Source organism: Texcoconibacillus texcoconensis, from assembly GCF_014202575.1.
In the GTDB taxonomy this organism is placed as follows: domain Bacteria; phylum Bacillota; class Bacilli; order Bacillales; family Salisediminibacteriaceae; genus Texcoconibacillus; species Texcoconibacillus texcoconensis.
The window spans coordinates 1-14,601 of record NZ_JACHHB010000012.1; the positions used below are offsets into that span (position 1 = coordinate 1).

Genomic DNA, 14,601 nt, shown 5'->3' on the forward strand with positions numbered 1-14,601 from the left:
ACCCTTGCCATTCGCTAACAGTTCCCACTGCCAAGCCTGTAGTGGACTTTCACCACCTAGCTGTCAGACATGCCGGGCACACCTAAAAAAGGGTCAGACGCTTAGGCATTGCGTCTGACCCTTTTGTGATCAACTGTTGATTATCCCCCACTAACAGGTGGGATAAAAGCAACAACGTCTCCTTCATTTAATTGTTGGTCATCCTCAGCGTATTCTTCATTCACTGCAACCATCGCACGATCAATTTGTTTAATGTTAGGGTAATCCTGTTTTAATTTTTCACGAACTTCATTAATTGTTTTTCCAACCAACTGTGGATCCGTTAACTTACGCTCACCTACAATTTCCTCTAATTCAGCAAATAGTAAGATCTCGATCATGTTAAATCCTCCTCTTCTGGGTGCCCCTTCGAATAAGATTTCTTTTCTAACTGGTCACCGATCCATTCTTCGCCATCTTCCCAATGCTCTTTTTTCCAAATAGGAACAATCTCCTTTATTCGTTCAATCGCATAGCGACTAGCAGCAAATGAATCTGCCCGATGAGGTGTAGATACAGCAATAACAACAGCGATATCTTGAATATCTAACCGACCAATTCGATGGGTAATCGCCACTTTTGCTTCAGGGTACTGCTCAACGATTTCATCACCTATTTGCTCTAACTTTTTTTCAGCCATTGGAACGTAAGCATCGTACTTTAAAAAAACGGTTTTTTTCCCTTTCGTCATTTCTCTAACAGTACCGATAAACGTATTAATCGCACCGGCATTACGGTCCTCTACTTTGGTAACAACTTCTCCTATATCAATAGGATCCTCTATAATTCGATAACGTTGCATGATCTATTCCCCTTTCTATGTAACCTGTTCACGCACCCAGTTAACAATCTCATCACGGTCTTCTCGAAAAATTGAAATATATCCTTTTTGGGAAAAAAGCTTTTGCTGCTCTTTCGTTTCTGTAACAACTGCATAAACATTTGTGAACATATCAATCATCGTCACTGGATCTTCTCTTCTTACCATGACAACCTTGGGAAAACTTTCCCTTTTAAAACCTTCAACAATGACCTGCTCATATCCAAACGCTCTAAAACCTTCAATGTATTTTTCAAGAGACTGCTCTTCTATTGAAGCTGTAAAATAAAGCTCGTTTGGACTGACAACGAGTGTCCCTTGCGCACCAGCCCGCCTATGCTTGTCAGAATCCTTATCCCCAACTACTTTTTCCAAAGGTGTCTTATGACCGTGATGTTTAACTGAACCAACTTGAAACCCTAAGTCAGAAAATAAGTTAATCAATAATGTTACTAGTGTTGTTTTGCCGCTATTTTGATAACCCACGACTTGCAATACCTTAGGTTGCAACTCAGTTACCTCTCTTTCTTTACATTTCGATCATCTAACGGTTCAGTACTGCCTTCGCCGCCTAGCAATAAAGCATCCACTTTCGTCCCCGTTTCGTATCCTCTCGAACCACCAGGAAGTACAGCTAATGCATTGGTATGTGCCAGTGATGTGACAACTTGTGATTTATCTAAGCCAGCAGGTTCAACCGTTAAGCAATCCCCTTCAAATCGCGTTTTTGAACGGATAAAACGAGTAAAGGGATTCGGTTTTAAAAATTCTTTTGTCATAGTCGCCTTCACTCGTTGAAGGTATGGTTTACTTGAACCAATATATGTCTGAACCCAAGGGCGAGCATAAAGTTCAAAACCTACAAAACAGGCAGACGGATTCCCTGAGAGCCCGAAAAGAAGCTTACCATTATATGCAGCCGCAGTTGTTACACTACCTGGACGCATAGCGATCTTGTTAAAAAGAACATCCGCCCCTAACTTTTCATAAATCCGTGGTAAATAGTCAAAATCACCGACAGAAACCCCACCTGTCGTAATAAGTACATCTACTTCTTCTAATGATTTACTTACAGCATTGAAACATGTATCAAAGTCATCCATCAGTTTTCCATAATATTTTGGGATTCCACCTGCTTGGCGAACTTGTGTCGTCACCATATATGAATTACTATTCCTAATTTTACCCGATTCTAATGGTTCATCAACATCTAATAGCTCCGTACCTGTTGCATAAATACCGACAATCGGGCGTTTTCTTACAGGTACTCGTTTGTAACCAAACGTTGCTAATAAAGCTTTTACACCAGCATCTATACACTTTCCTCGTTCTACGAGCGCTTGTCCTTTCTCCGTTTCTTCACCACGAAAGGATACGTAGTCTCCCGGAGAAAATGAGCGAGTAATTTGAATATATGACTTTCCATCATGTTCTTGTTCGCGCGCCAACTCAAACATGACAATTGTATCTGTACCTTCAGGAAGAAGGGTCCCAGTCATAACACGAACAGCTTGCCCTCGCTCTGGGATTTTCGAAGCGACTTCGCCTGCACCAATTGTCTCAATTACTTCTAGTTTTACCGGATTCTCACGTCCTGCTCCATCCGTGTCTTCTGCTTTTATCGCATATCCATCTAAAGGAGAACGGTCAAATGGGGGGATATCATGATCCGCGCGAATAGGTTCTGCTAAATACCGATTATCAGCATCATCAATATCTACCCACTCTATATCCCCTTCTACTTTATATTTCATCACACGCGCTATCGCATCATAAATCGAGATAGCTTGTCGTTTTTCGATCATACATTTTCACACCTTTCAGAGGAGTTCATTTTATTTTACCAATTATGACTGACAACAACTATGAAATATATCACGCCTTTCCATACAAAAACGGATGAAAAGCAAGCCGTTGACATCACCGGCAACTGAAACAAACACTCGTTTTTTCATTTAGCTTTTGCAATCGTTTTAATCGCTACTACTGCCTCAATGATCCGACGTCTCTTTCTAAACAAACCATTTCCCTGCCCTCTAAGGCACCCGTCAACATCAATGAAATAATAACTGGAAGGCATCTCCTCTTATTCTCACCAAAAAAGCTAACTCTTCAGCCCACATCTTGAAACAAAACCGTTGTTTCATGGGCATCTGAGTCAGCTTCCTGAATTTAGTCTATGACATTTTCTAAATCTTGAATAACTGCATCAAGGTCAAAAGATTCTTCTCCTTGATAAAACCTAATCACTTGACCATCTGGATTAACTAAATAGAAACGCGTCGAATGTAAAATATCATTTTGTTCAGGAACTTCTTGAATTACAGCACCGAAGGATTCTCCAGCAAAGGTCGAAATTTCATCTGGCGAATAACCAGTTAGAAAATCCCAGTTCTCAAAATCTGCACCGTATGCTTCACCATACTCTGTAAGTTGTTCTGGCGAATCGAATTCTGGGTCGACGGTAAACGAAACAATGCGAGCGTCAATGTCTTCTTCCGCCACCGCCTCCTGAACTTGTACCATATTTGGCGTCATCGTTTGACAAACAGTCGGACAAGTCGTAAAAACCATATTAGCTACCCAATAATCGCCAGATAAGTCCTCTTCAGTCACCTTTTCTCCATCTTGGTTTTTTGCTTCAAAAGGAATAACCTCCCACGGATCATCAGCTTCAGTTACATCCGTGACTGCTTCAGAATCTTGTAAAGAGTCACCGTATAAAAAACTACACCCTGTCCCTAATAAAACAATTGTCCCAGCCATGAACATGACTTTCATCCATGCATGTTTATTTCGCCACTTCATCATCCCTCACCTACACTTTAGAAATTTACGTGCGAACCATCTCAAATGCTGTCGCATCTGGGTTTGGATTCGTACGATCACGATTAATCCACTGTTTAAAAATATAACCAATCGCTACACCATAAACAATTTCTTGCAACACTTTCATCAACGCACCGCCAAGTTGTTGATCGTGTTCTGCCGCAAATGGTGGAATTGATTTTTCACCATCAAAAAATTCATATGGTATATCCGCACCTGGTGGTAAACAATAACTCATCGCTGTTGCCCACGTCGTTGCATTCGTATACGTTTCATACAATGGCGTCCCTGCAAAAATGATTAAAGCACAAGCTGGGGTAATCAAAACACCATTTGCAAACATATAGCCAATCTTCTTTAATTCTGACATGTCATAACGCGTCTCAATCCGCGGTGTTAAATGCCACCACATAAGCACTGCTGCCAAAAACATACCGAGCTGATACACATTATGTAATCCTTCGTTTATTAGCAAAGTGTCAAACATAAATGGTAAATGATAGACGGAAAACATCGCATTAAATAAAATAAGTCCTAAAATCGGAAAACCTATAACAAGAAAAACTGATTTAATCACACGAAACTGAGCAAAATATTGAAAAAACCAACTTGGAAGCCCGAGCAATATCATCGGTGGAGCTATCAAGTAAACAATAGCCATTGCCAGCATATGCATGCTTAACATCATGTGTCCAAGCACGTATAGAGGCCCACCAAACCCTAAGTAAATGCATAACAAGCCAAGGTGAAAATATACTTTTTGGCGCCTTGAAACAGGTTCAGAATCTGGGAAAAGGTGACGATACCGACCCGTTAATAGAAAGTAAATAACACTAAACAGCGATAACACAATTATTAATTCCGGTGTCCATATTGCTCTTGCCGTTAAGCTTGAAAAAAATTCTAGCACCATCTCTCGCTCCTTACTATTTAAAATTTCATTATCTCATCTTTGATAGTTCAACCGAAGATTATCCTATTGAAGATTCCCCTATTTCCAACATCATTATAGTATAGTTATAACATGAATGGGTAATAAAGCGAACTATTTTGCTCACAAAAAAACTCCCAAAAATTGATAAACAGCTAATCGTTCTGCTTGGACATACTAAGTCTCAGGAAGGAGGGTTTTATAATGGGTAAAGCTTCAAAAGCAAAATCAAGAACGATAGAACAAGGCGTCGATGCTGTTCAACCTAAAAACGAACGCCCTCGAAAACCAAAAAATCGCACAAACGATGCGCATTGTGCGAACCTAAAAGAATAAAAAAGCAACACGAAGGCCAATTGCCAACAAAAAAACAAATAATCAGCCACTCCCTATCATTTTCCTTTATAAAATCTAGAGGATTTTTTCATCTTCTATGGAATAGGAATGTGGAGGGAGGGCTGACTAATGGAAATACTGAAAGTGCCAGATGAGGCAAATCACGAATTGATACAAGGCATTACAGAGCTGATGATGGAGCAAATGGATTCATTAAGCGTGGAGATGAGTGCAGAAACACTTTATGAAACGATTTCAATAAGTTTACAACCACACACGCCGTCCGCAATTTTTGTCGCACAACGAGACGCTGAAATAGTTGGCTGTGCTTTTGCAAATAGCGGCATCAGCTTAGAAAAAGCCGGCTATTACATTTGGCTAAACGACTTATACGTTAAACAATCGAAAAGACAACAAGGAATCGCCAAAAAACTGCTTTTATATATTTTATACTGGGCAGAGGAAAGCGGTTACAAAGGAATCGAATTAGAGACAGGGATTAATGATATCGCAACGAAGAAACTTTATAATTCACTTGGTTTTTACGATATCGTTTCTAAGAGATATGGAAGGATCGTTTGAATCATCAAACGATCCTTCTGTTCTTTTAACATCAACGTTAAAACATCATTTGTAAGAAATATAATGATACAATACCACCGAGAACGACACCGATCATATGCACACCTATATAAGCAAGAGCAATCGCAATAATTCCTGCAAAAACCGCTAGTATTGGTTGTTCATGAGCTTCTAATATCCCCGGAAAAATAAGCGCCCCTAAAATGGCATACGGGACCCGTTGTAACATTCGTTTGAGCCAAGCGGGCCAATTTTCAGTTGACATGGTCACGAGGGGTATCATTCTTGGGATATATGTCACAATCCCCATACCGATAATAATCCAAAATAAATTCATGACGTCCCACCTCTTTTCGTGCTCATTTCAGTTAATTCCATAACTGCAATTGCCGATAACGCCCCCAACAATAGCGCCCAACCACTTGTAGTAAATAAACTAAACAACCAATGAAAAGCACCTCCTAATATAGCGAGGCTGATAACGATTCGTCCTTTTTGTCTGACAGCTGGAATAAGTAAAGCAATAAATAGCGCATAAAGGGCCATCCCCATACTTTCCTCTACCGTCTCTGGAATCAACGCCCCTGCGACATAGCCTACACCTGAATTGATCACCCAACTTCCATAAGCAACCAAACCAACACCTAGAACATACATCGAACGGATCGGTGTGTCAGTACGCGCAGACGCAACTGCAAAAACTTCATCTGTTATCCCAAAAGCATAGCAAGCTTTGATTAAAGGATGATCCGATTCTACCCGCTCATTTAACGATGCACTCATTAACAAATGACGTATATTTACGATGAACGTTGCAGTAATTATTTCCACCGTTCCTGCCCCAAGACTGATCATCGAAAGAGCCATATACTGCGCAGCACCAGCAAAAACAAACATACTCATTGCAATCGTTTCTGATAACAACAAACCCGTCGCTTTAGCTAATAAACCAAAAGCGATGGCCACAGGCGCATATCCAATCGCAATCGGAATGCCTGATAATAATCCTTCACGAAAATCATTTTTATTAGAGATCGATTCCTCCATGATGTAAAAACTCCTCCCTAAACCCAACCATTTCAGGTTTTCAACTCCACGATAAATAAAGCACACTATGTCTAACGTACACTTGCACATTCAAGTACTTAACATTAAGATTTTATACCTTGCTAGAAACAAAAAAAAGACCCCAAAAAAAGGATCTTTTAATGATGATATATTTTTAGAACATGACAAAAGTCGTTAAACAATTTCCGCAATCTTTTGTTGCAACGACTCTTTTTCTTCATCCGTTAGCATTTTTTCTGCCATCGGAAATAAAATCTGTTCTTCTTTAGCAAAATGATCCGTCAACGTAGTGTAAACGACATTTGCATAATTGGCAAGCTTTAAAATTGCTTCCTTTGGTAATTCAGCAATTGACTTCTGCTCTACCTCTTCAAAAAACAACGCCAGATGACGCTTAGCCTGATCATGCTCATATTCCATGACCGCAATCGGACCACCCTCACGACCAATATAATTGGCCATCATAGGAAATAATACCCCTTCCTCACGTTCAGAGTGAGGATCTATATCAGTAACAAAACTTTGCAACTGCTCATGTAAACGTACCATATTCGTTTTCCCATCACGGCCTTCCTCGATGTCTTTCTTTACATCTAGGCTTGTCCGTTGGAATGCTTCCATTTGTTCACGGAGGAGCGGGTGTTCATCTAATAATTGACGGAGTGCTGTACAATAAGTTGTTGGTGGTTCAGCAAAAGCGCTGAAGCAGGATGGTTGTTCTTGCATCAAGTTGACGCCTCCTTATGATTGTATGCTATATATACATCTTAACGAAGCGCCACTTGTTATGAGGTGATTTCTATCACATTTTCGATAATTTCTTTTGATAATAATCAAGGTTGTTTCATTTATATGATGTATTGTACCGATATGGATGGTCGACTTTTGTCCCAAAAAAACGGGCCTTTCTAAACAAATAGCGTTTAAAAAGTACCCGACAAAGCTTGATTTAAACCTTACTCATACACGCGATCAAATGCCGCTTCAACTTCTGGTAATATTGAATCCCAATCTGCATCCATTTGTTTATTGACTGTCACGAAATCTCCAAAGCCAAAAATATTATCAACACCCTCTAGCGCTAACAATTCTTTCGCTAGTGGATGGTCGACGTCATCGCCTTTTTTAAATGAAGCACTTTTCGATCCTTCAAACAACACTTGGTTGGCAGTAAATTTCATTGCATTGGGATTTGGTGTTGGTTCTGCTTGAACTTGAATAGCCAACTTTTTCACACTCCTTCCTTGATTTAACGTAATGATAACACGAACTGAATAAAAGAAAAAATAATCATTTCTACGGAGTCTACAATTTTTTGCATTCACATAAAAAGTTCACCTTTATAACATGAATGTTCAGTACACTCATGTTTAAAAAGGTGAACTTCATTAGCTGAAACTTTTACCACTAAAATCATGACATTCTAGGGTGCATAAGCATACGATCTAAAGTCTTTACTAACTCCTTTAATTCATCTTTCACTTCTGCTTTCTTTGTTGAGTCATGACTTTCCATTGCTTCGTAAAGCTCCATTAACCGATAATCAATTTCCATTTGCAAGATACGGCATTGAACGTCAGGATCAATATCTCGTGTACATAGCGTATAACGCTCAACATTTCGGTCTGTCTCCATAATGACCGACTCCCCTTCACCAATTTTCATCATTGAAACGATCTGACCGTTTTCAAACGATGTCACATAAATTGGTCCTTCATTGACTGTTTTCACGATCGCTTGACCTTTGCCAACAGCAATTAATTCTTCGAGGGCTTCTGCCAATGGTTCACTTAAAATCGAAATATAAGAAAAGGAGATCATGACCCCTTGGTCATTTTTTTCAATTGGTATCGCTACACTATCACCGTAACCATTGATATGAAGGTGCACTTTCTCCTCTTCATAACGCCAATGCAACGTATATTGTTTTTTCAAAAGAACATGGATAAATGGTTTGAGTGTTGCTTTTTTCGTATCTACATAAACGTCACGAAACTCAGCTTGAAAAGAATAATCGGTCATAGCCTCGCTCCTTCTTATGCACTTCTTGATACTATCTTATGAAAAGAATCAAAAAAAAGAAGAACAATTCAGAAGGACAAAATGATTCTTTTTAAACCTTTACTTTACATCAGCAAGCATTATTTACCTGCAAAAGATTGTGAAAGAAAAAATGCGTATTCATCTAGTGCTTCTCCATTTAATTCCGTTGCTGTTAAGAAAGCCTCTACTTGATCAGCACCTGCCAACTGATCGACTTCAGTTGAATGCTCCCATTCTAAATAGTCACCTGGCGCTACAACTTCTTCAATCACAACTTGCGTAAACACTTTCCCTTCGGAGAAACGATAAACCTCATCCTTGTTATCGTCGAGTACCCGTACATCAAATTGCTGCCCAGTCGGAAACAGAAGCGTCTTTTCAATGTCAGACTTATTTTCTAACCTTAATGTAACTAACCACTTGCTTCCTGTTATTGACTGACTCATGATAAAACGCATGTTTTCGTTTTCCATAATCGCCTCCTCATCTTCAAGTGGCAATTCTTCATCTGTATCAGATGGTGCACATGATGCTAAAAACAACAGTAGAAGAAGAATGGATACTGATAGAGAGAGTTTCTTTATCAATTTTCCCCCTCCTTTTCGTAAGCTTGTTTCAGCTTATACAAGGTCTTTGGTAAATATGATGTTTTTATGTTTAATCATCTTTTCGAAACATGCCATGGATCCCTGTCGTTTGTACAAAATTCGTAAAAGCTTCGCTATCGACCTCATCGATAATTTGCTGTAACTGATATAGTTCATAACGGGTGATGACGATCATGAGCATTTCTTTATCTTCTCTTGTGTACCCCCCTTTAGCAGGAATTCTCGTCACACCTCGCGTCACTTTACTATGAAAAGCTCGCTGAAGTTCTTCTGGTTTTTTCGTCACGATCATTGCCGTCAGCTTTACGTGACGTGTATGGACTGTATCAATAATTCGTGATGTCACATAAAGGGTTAGTAATGTGTATAACGCCTTTTCTAAGTCAAATATTACACTTGCCGACATGACGATGGCGGCATTCATCGCAAAGAAATACATCCCTACTGGCCGATCACTAACACGAGCGAGTAAAAGCGCGATAATATCCAAGCCGCCAGACGAGGCACCCATTTTCAGAACGAGTCCAGCACCAAATCCCCCGATGACACCACCGAAAACGGAGTTAAGAATAATGTCATCAGAAATATGAACAATCGGAAGAGCTTCTAAAAAAAACGTCGTAAAGGCAACATTAATAAAACTATACAGGGTAAAACTTTTCCCAACTTTCATCCACCCAATAATTGCAACGGGTATATTTAACAGGAATAACAAAATCCCGGGTGTAAAAAACGGCAAGAGTTCCGCCAAGATTTGCGCTAAACCTGTAAAACCACTAGCAAAAACATCTGCTGGAATGAGAAAGAAATTTAACGACCCAGCAAGTAAAATAGCGCCAACAAAAACAATCATAAACTTTTTTAATTCTTCTACGACATCTAACCTAGCTAACACAACAATTTGTTCCCCTTTCTAACAATACTGCGTGACTTATACGTGTTTTCCCATCCAATCTGTTACCTTGAGAAAACCAGTACGTGAAACTTTATGACCAACACCAGGCTCTCCTATCCAAACAAGCGCATCTGGATCGATATGAATTTCCTTCCAACGGTTATAGCATTCTTGAGCCCAGTGATTAGGAACAACATTGTCTTCATATCCATGCCAAAAAAAGAACGGAATATGCTTAACATCTTCCAAGTGTCCGACAATACTATATTTTCTAAGTTGATTCATCGTTGCTTCTTTTTCATCTATAGAAAGGGGCTCTCTTCCAAGGCGGGTACGCTCACCATCTAATTGCCATTGTGCAAAAGCTTCGTAATCGGGTGCCCCCATTAATGAAGCACCCGCTCGCACCCATGGATAACGACGGAGCGCCCCTAATGTAATGATCGCCCCCATCGATGTTCCAAAAACACCAATTCGATCATCTAAAATTCCTACATCCTCACGTACATCTGCAACAATCGCATCCATTTCTTCAATGGTTTGGATCACAATATTCCAAAAGTATAACTCGAACCTATGCGATAAGTGTGCTTGTCTGTCTCCATGGTAAATCGCATCTGGTAATAAAACGCGATAACCATTACGAGCGAGACGGTATGCATAATGTAGGTTATGTTCTTTTGCACTTGTAAATCCGTGATAAAACAAAATTAACGGTCTAGGGTGATTTTCACTTTCACAAGGGACTACTTCTAATACTGGAATATTTGCTCGTTGTATTGTACGAATATTTACTGTCATGTGCTTCGGCTCCTTTATGTAAAATGAAGTTAAAACACTACTTTACACTAGAATATACATATATGAAAAGGAGGCTGGTGTGAATACCCAGCCCCTACTAAATGGAAAGCAACTTCCACGATTATTGAAATTGTTGATTATAATAGGTCACTGAATAAAGCGCCCCTTCATCAACCATTTGATTATCTGCTGAATCATATGGATCTGAATGTCCTACCTTCACCATTTCGTAGTCTGTCGGCGCCTTTTCTTGAATGAGCTCCGTATTTTCCTTACGTCTAACAGATGAGAAGACCTTTTCACGACGCTTTTCGTTACTTAACATATACGTTCCTGATGCAACGACAGCGGTAACAATGGTTGAAATAAAAAATCGTTTTCCCAATACCAAAATACATCCACCCTTCTTATAAGATTGGACCTTTGTGTAATACTCTATTCCCAGAAACGTAAAACGTTAAACAAAATGTATAAAAAGCCTTATGAAGATGATATTAATAATAGAAAGGAGGATTTCAATTGCCTTATAATACAAAAGACAATAATAAAAAGCCCCAAGACCGACAAGCAAAACGCGAAGTAAAAAACATTCAAGAAGAAAAGAATCATGAGGAACGACATACAAATCAATATTCGAAAAAAACCGATCACCTATAAAAAGAAGGTCAGTGAAGCCCTTCCATCTTCATGGATTAGGGCGAACAGCTGACCTTCTTCATGTTTATTCATCTTCATTCATGTTTCGTTGATTATTTATAAAGCTCTTTGGCATCGTGGACATGCCACTCATTGCCTTCTTTCTTTTCTTCATCCCATATGAGCATCCCACCGTGAAAATTAGTCACCTTATCAAAACCTTGATCTTTTAAGTAGCGGGCTACTTTATGACTTCTGTTCCCACTTCGACAAACAAATATATGTTCTTTAGACGAGTCAAAATCTTGAGCCATTTCAGGAATTGAATGCATTGGAATTAAAGGAACCCCTTCGATATGTCCCTCTTCATATTCTTCTGGTTCACGGACATCGATCACCACTTGATCATTGCGTTTTTCCATTATCACTTGCTTTAATTCTTCTATATCAATTTGTTTAACCCCTTCGAATTCATGAGCCATGTTCATCACCTCTATACAATATTTTAAAAGATACTTCTATGCATTCTTACATACGTTTACTCTTTTACTTCTTGTTTTTCAGCTTTTCGTTTCTTCTCTTCATCAGCTTGTTTTTTTAACTTGACGAGTCGATACGTATGGCTGACGATGACTTTTGTTATTGCATAAGTAGGTACGGCTAAAAGCATCGTTAAAAACCCGCCAAAACGTCCTGCTACAATTAGTAAAAGTAAAATCGTTAATGGGTGAACACGTAGTTTGTGCCCCATCACTTGCGGTGCAATCAAGTTGCTTTCGATTTGCTGAATAATGACAATCGATATGATCACCTTTAATAACATAAAAGGCGAATCGATAATGCCTACAATGGCTGCCGGAACTGCACCAATCCATGGACCAATAAACGGAATTAAGTTTGTGAACATCCCAATTAATGCAAGAACTAAGGAGTAGTCAATCCCAATAATTGAGAATGCAATGAACATCATGACACCAACACAAAAACTTACAATAATTTGCCCTTGAATATACGAGCTAAGTGCACCGTCCATGTCACGGAGAATTCTCTTACCTTCGACCGTTTGATCTTCTGGGAAAAGACGCAAAGTTTGATCCGGTAATTTTTCACCGTCCTTTAACATGTAAAACAATATGAACGGAATCATAATGAATATGAGCACCGTATTCGCAGCAAAACCAATAAAATTGGCTATATTTGATGTGATAATGTCGATGGCCATCCCTACGTAATCGGCAAGGTTTTCAGTGATCTCCTCAATCGAAAAGTCTTCTGTTTCTTGAAAGCGATTAAACCACTCTGTTTGTTGCACTTCGATAAACAAATGACGTACTTCGTTTACTAAGGATGGTAAGTTATTAATCAAGTTATTAATCTGAACTTGAAGCGTTGGACCTACAAGCCAAACGACAAGTGCAAGAAGCCCTACCAACACCGATAACATCATTAAAATCGCTAATGTTCGGGGGATTTTTACTCGTTTATGTAACAAGTTGACAAACGGACGCAACAAATAAAATAAAACCCCCGCAATAATAATCGGGATAAATAATGTTTGAAAAGCGACCGTCACGGGTGTAAAAATAAACGGCACTTTTGTCGACAAATAGATGATCAACAAAATGATGGCCGTTGCATATAAAAAGCGAAAAAACTTTGTTTGCGGCAACAACTAACACCTACTTTCTTACAATTGGGGTTATTATAACATATATAATAATGCATTTCTTCGTTATGAACTTGGTATGTATGTCCGTATGATTGATTTTTGGACAATGACACAACCGATCATTTCAGAAACAGGCATGATGGTTGGGTCACCTTTTTTTCAGAACCTAACGTCAAGCAGGCAAACAAAAGAAAACCAACCGAGAATGTTAGCTACACGATTGGCTCTTCTTTGTTTTTTAAAGAGGCTTTTGAGAGCCCTTTACTCATACCTTATGATGTCGAAATCGAAGCTTCATTTTTCTTACAAGATTGACGTTTTACAAGACGATGAGGAATGATCACCTGTTTTGTTTCTATTTCAGGATTCATAATTTTTTCAATTGCACAATTTGCTGCTTCATACCCTAAACCGTAAATATTGATATCAACTGTCGTCATTGGAGGGTGTGATAACTCAGAAATCAATACATTATTAAAGCTTATGATTGAGAGATCTTCAGGAACACTGATCCCCATCTCATCTAACATTCTTAAAACCCCAAATGTCATAATATCATCAGCAACAACAAGTGCGGTCGGCCTCTCAGGAAGGGACATTAAATCGATGACCGCCTCTTGCCCTCCTTCTTGTAATTCTTCGTGGAAAACGGTGAAATCATTTCTCACTGCTACTTCCGCATTTTCTAAAGCATCTTTATAACCTTCCATATGGTCAACAGTTACAACAAAGTCTAGATTACCACCAATAAAAGCAATTCTTTCGTGGCCGAGAAGAAGGAGATATTCAGTTACCATTTTCGATGCACGATAATTGTCATTGTTAACATACGTAATATCCATGTTTTTTTCATCATATGGCCGGCCAATCACGGTAAAAGGAAAATGTTGTTCATAAAGATAATTCATCACTCGGTCGTTGACACGAGAATAAAGTAAAATAATTGCATCAACACGTTTACCTTGGACCATATTTTGGACTTCTTGATAAATTTCTTCCTCCGTCTGTCCCGTCGACAAATATAATCCGTAATCTAATTCGCGAGCTTTTGAACTAATACCCCGAATAACTTCTGGGAAAAACGGATTTTGAAACGTTTTATTCGCAGAATTCGGCATGACAACTCCGAGTGTTTTTGTATTTTGATTTGCGAGGCTACGAGCATTAAAATTTGGATGATACCCTAATTCTTTCATTGCTTCTCGCACTTTATCTTTCGTTCGTTGGCTTATCCTTGAACTATTAGCAATCACACGGGAAACAGTTGAAGGGGCTACATTTGCTCGCTTGGCCACATCTTTAATTGTAACGTTCATGGTTCCTTCTTCGCCCCCTTCGTATAGC

The 14,601-nt window shown here is 39.1% G+C and carries 21 protein-coding genes; 3 read left to right on the forward strand and 18 right to left on the reverse strand.

Annotated elements, in window-relative coordinates; all coding sequences use genetic code 11:
- Positions 1 to 140 precede the first annotated feature (140 nt).
- The 6 genes from moaD to ctaG all read right to left on the reverse strand — a co-directional run bounded on the left by moaD (position 141) and on the right by ctaG (position 4,598).
- On the reverse strand, positions 141 to 380 hold the full coding sequence (moaD, locus tag HNQ41_RS12385; RefSeq protein WP_184664748.1) for a molybdopterin converting factor subunit 1: 240 nt from the start codon (positions 378 to 380) through the stop codon (positions 141 to 143).
- On the reverse strand, positions 377 to 841 hold the full coding sequence (locus tag HNQ41_RS12390; RefSeq protein WP_184664749.1) for a molybdenum cofactor biosynthesis protein MoaE: 465 nt from the start codon (positions 839 to 841) through the stop codon (positions 377 to 379). Before HNQ41_RS12390 ends, moaD begins: the two co-directional genes overlap by 4 nt.
- A 15-nt stretch (positions 842 to 856) precedes the next feature.
- Positions 857 to 1,369: a molybdopterin-guanine dinucleotide biosynthesis protein B gene (mobB, locus tag HNQ41_RS12395; protein WP_184664750.1), complete on the reverse strand. Its 513-nt coding sequence runs from the start codon at positions 1,367 to 1,369 to the stop codon at positions 857 to 859.
- Positions 1,370 to 1,374: 5 nt separating this feature from the next.
- On the reverse strand, positions 1,375 to 2,664 hold the full coding sequence (locus HNQ41_RS12400; RefSeq protein WP_184664751.1) for a molybdopterin molybdotransferase MoeA: 1,290 nt from the start codon (positions 2,662 to 2,664) through the stop codon (positions 1,375 to 1,377).
- A gap of 367 nt (positions 2,665 to 3,031) precedes the next feature.
- A complete protein-coding gene (locus HNQ41_RS12405; protein ID WP_246421670.1) occupies positions 3,032 to 3,667 on the reverse strand; it encodes an SCO family protein in 636 nt (211 codons plus the stop codon).
- A gap of 25 nt (positions 3,668 to 3,692) precedes the next feature.
- Positions 3,693 to 4,598 (reverse strand): cytochrome c oxidase assembly factor CtaG, encoded by a 906-nt coding sequence (ctaG, locus tag HNQ41_RS12410; RefSeq protein ID WP_184664752.1) that lies wholly within the window; start codon positions 4,596 to 4,598, stop codon positions 3,693 to 3,695.
- Positions 4,599 to 4,823: 225 nt separating this feature from the next.
- Here ctaG and HNQ41_RS16800 point away from each other — a divergent pair, with 225 nt between their 5' ends.
- Together HNQ41_RS16800 and HNQ41_RS12415 are read left to right on the forward strand one after the other, a co-directional pair.
- Positions 4,824 to 4,955, forward strand: a complete 132-nt coding sequence (locus HNQ41_RS16800; RefSeq protein WP_281394018.1) for a hypothetical protein — start codon at positions 4,824 to 4,826, stop codon at positions 4,953 to 4,955.
- Positions 4,956 to 5,084: 129 nt separating this feature from the next.
- Positions 5,085 to 5,537 (forward strand): GNAT family N-acetyltransferase, encoded by a 453-nt coding sequence (locus HNQ41_RS12415; RefSeq protein WP_184664753.1) that lies wholly within the window; start codon positions 5,085 to 5,087, stop codon positions 5,535 to 5,537.
- A gap of 37 nt (positions 5,538 to 5,574) precedes the next feature.
- Here HNQ41_RS12415 and HNQ41_RS12420 read toward each other — a convergent pair whose 3' ends face one another.
- The 9 genes from HNQ41_RS12420 to HNQ41_RS12460 all read right to left on the reverse strand — a co-directional run bounded on the left by HNQ41_RS12420 (position 5,575) and on the right by HNQ41_RS12460 (position 11,343).
- The gene (locus HNQ41_RS12420) at positions 5,575 to 5,874 is read right to left on the reverse strand and encodes an AzlD domain-containing protein (RefSeq protein ID WP_184664754.1); all 300 of its coding nucleotides are present in this window, start codon (positions 5,872 to 5,874) and stop codon (positions 5,575 to 5,577) included.
- Positions 5,871 to 6,584, reverse strand: coding sequence for an AzlC family ABC transporter permease (locus tag HNQ41_RS12425; protein ID WP_184664755.1), 714 nt, complete (start codon positions 6,582 to 6,584; stop codon positions 5,871 to 5,873). The genes HNQ41_RS12420 and HNQ41_RS12425 overlap by 4 nt, the downstream gene beginning before the upstream one ends.
- 195 nt (positions 6,585 to 6,779) lie before the next feature.
- Positions 6,780 to 7,331 (reverse strand): hemerythrin domain-containing protein, encoded by a 552-nt coding sequence (locus HNQ41_RS12430; RefSeq protein ID WP_184664756.1) that lies wholly within the window; start codon positions 7,329 to 7,331, stop codon positions 6,780 to 6,782.
- A 230-nt stretch (positions 7,332 to 7,561) separates the two neighbouring features.
- Complete coding sequence (locus HNQ41_RS12435) at positions 7,562 to 7,840, reverse strand: NifU N-terminal domain-containing protein (protein ID WP_343043366.1); 279 nt, start codon at positions 7,838 to 7,840, stop codon at positions 7,562 to 7,564.
- A gap of 178 nt (positions 7,841 to 8,018) precedes the next feature.
- On the reverse strand, positions 8,019 to 8,627 hold the full coding sequence (locus tag HNQ41_RS12440) for a hypothetical protein (RefSeq protein WP_184664758.1): 609 nt from the start codon (positions 8,625 to 8,627) through the stop codon (positions 8,019 to 8,021).
- A 119-nt stretch (positions 8,628 to 8,746) separates the two neighbouring features.
- Positions 8,747 to 9,235, reverse strand: a complete 489-nt coding sequence (locus tag HNQ41_RS12445; RefSeq protein ID WP_184664759.1) for a BsuPI-related putative proteinase inhibitor — start codon at positions 9,233 to 9,235, stop codon at positions 8,747 to 8,749.
- 70 nt (positions 9,236 to 9,305) lie between these two features.
- The gene (locus HNQ41_RS12450; RefSeq protein WP_184664849.1) at positions 9,306 to 10,109 is read right to left on the reverse strand and encodes a YitT family protein; all 804 of its coding nucleotides are present in this window, start codon (positions 10,107 to 10,109) and stop codon (positions 9,306 to 9,308) included.
- 78 nt (positions 10,110 to 10,187) lie between these two features.
- On the reverse strand, positions 10,188 to 10,952 hold the full coding sequence (locus tag HNQ41_RS12455) for an alpha/beta fold hydrolase (protein ID WP_184664760.1): 765 nt from the start codon (positions 10,950 to 10,952) through the stop codon (positions 10,188 to 10,190).
- A gap of 121 nt (positions 10,953 to 11,073) precedes the next feature.
- Positions 11,074 to 11,343 (reverse strand): hypothetical protein, encoded by a 270-nt coding sequence (locus HNQ41_RS12460; RefSeq protein WP_184664761.1) that lies wholly within the window; start codon positions 11,341 to 11,343, stop codon positions 11,074 to 11,076.
- Positions 11,344 to 11,471: 128 nt separating this feature from the next.
- Between HNQ41_RS12460 and HNQ41_RS12465 the strand changes: the two genes are divergently transcribed.
- Complete coding sequence (locus tag HNQ41_RS12465; protein WP_184664762.1) at positions 11,472 to 11,609, forward strand: DUF3941 domain-containing protein; 138 nt, start codon at positions 11,472 to 11,474, stop codon at positions 11,607 to 11,609.
- 92 nt (positions 11,610 to 11,701) lie between these two features.
- Here HNQ41_RS12465 and HNQ41_RS12470 read toward each other — a convergent pair whose 3' ends face one another.
- The 3 genes from HNQ41_RS12470 to HNQ41_RS12480 form a co-directional block, all read right to left on the reverse strand.
- Positions 11,702 to 12,070 carry a rhodanese-like domain-containing protein gene (locus HNQ41_RS12470; protein WP_184664763.1) on the reverse strand — a complete coding sequence of 123 codons (369 nt, stop codon included), beginning with the start codon at positions 12,068 to 12,070 and terminating at the stop codon, positions 11,702 to 11,704.
- 56 nt (positions 12,071 to 12,126) lie between these two features.
- Positions 12,127 to 13,257, reverse strand: coding sequence for an AI-2E family transporter (locus HNQ41_RS12475; protein WP_184664764.1), 1,131 nt, complete (start codon positions 13,255 to 13,257; stop codon positions 12,127 to 12,129).
- A 272-nt stretch (positions 13,258 to 13,529) separates the two neighbouring features.
- Positions 13,530 to 14,573 (reverse strand): LacI family DNA-binding transcriptional regulator, encoded by a 1,044-nt coding sequence (locus HNQ41_RS12480; protein ID WP_184664850.1) that lies wholly within the window; start codon positions 14,571 to 14,573, stop codon positions 13,530 to 13,532.
- Between the last annotated feature and the right edge of the window lie 28 nt (positions 14,574 to 14,601).

Coding starts and splice junctions, on each gene's coding strand:
- moaD (WP_184664748.1), bottom strand. CDS start 380: ATGATCGAGATCTTACTATTTGCTGAATTAGAGGAAATTGTAGGTGAG.
- HNQ41_RS12390 (WP_184664749.1), bottom strand. CDS start 841: ATGCAACGTTATCGAATTATAGAGGATCCTATTGATATAGGAGAAGTT.
- HNQ41_RS12400 (WP_184664751.1), bottom strand. CDS start 2,664: ATGATCGAAAAACGACAAGCTATCTCGATTTATGATGCGATAGCGCGT.
- HNQ41_RS12405 (WP_246421670.1), bottom strand. CDS start 3,667: ATGAAGTGGCGAAATAAACATGCATGGATGAAAGTCATGTTCATGGCT.
- HNQ41_RS16800 (WP_281394018.1), top strand. CDS start 4,824: ATGGGTAAAGCTTCAAAAGCAAAATCAAGAACGATAGAACAAGGCGTC.
- HNQ41_RS12415 (WP_184664753.1), top strand. CDS start 5,085: ATGGAAATACTGAAAGTGCCAGATGAGGCAAATCACGAATTGATACAA.
- HNQ41_RS12420 (WP_184664754.1), bottom strand. CDS start 5,874: ATGAATTTATTTTGGATTATTATCGGTATGGGGATTGTGACATATATC.
- HNQ41_RS12425 (WP_184664755.1), bottom strand. CDS start 6,584: ATGGAGGAATCGATCTCTAATAAAAATGATTTTCGTGAAGGATTATTA.
- HNQ41_RS12430 (WP_184664756.1), bottom strand. CDS start 7,331: ATGCAAGAACAACCATCCTGCTTCAGCGCTTTTGCTGAACCACCAACA.
- HNQ41_RS12440 (WP_184664758.1), bottom strand. CDS start 8,627: ATGACCGATTATTCTTTTCAAGCTGAGTTTCGTGACGTTTATGTAGAT.
- HNQ41_RS12450 (WP_184664849.1), bottom strand. CDS start 10,109: ATGATTGTTTTTGTTGGCGCTATTTTACTTGCTGGGTCGTTAAATTTC.
- HNQ41_RS12455 (WP_184664760.1), bottom strand. CDS start 10,952: ATGACAGTAAATATTCGTACAATACAACGAGCAAATATTCCAGTATTA.
- HNQ41_RS12470 (WP_184664763.1), bottom strand. CDS start 12,070: ATGGCTCATGAATTCGAAGGGGTTAAACAAATTGATATAGAAGAATTA.
- HNQ41_RS12480 (WP_184664850.1), bottom strand. CDS start 14,573: ATGAACGTTACAATTAAAGATGTGGCCAAGCGAGCAAATGTAGCCCCT.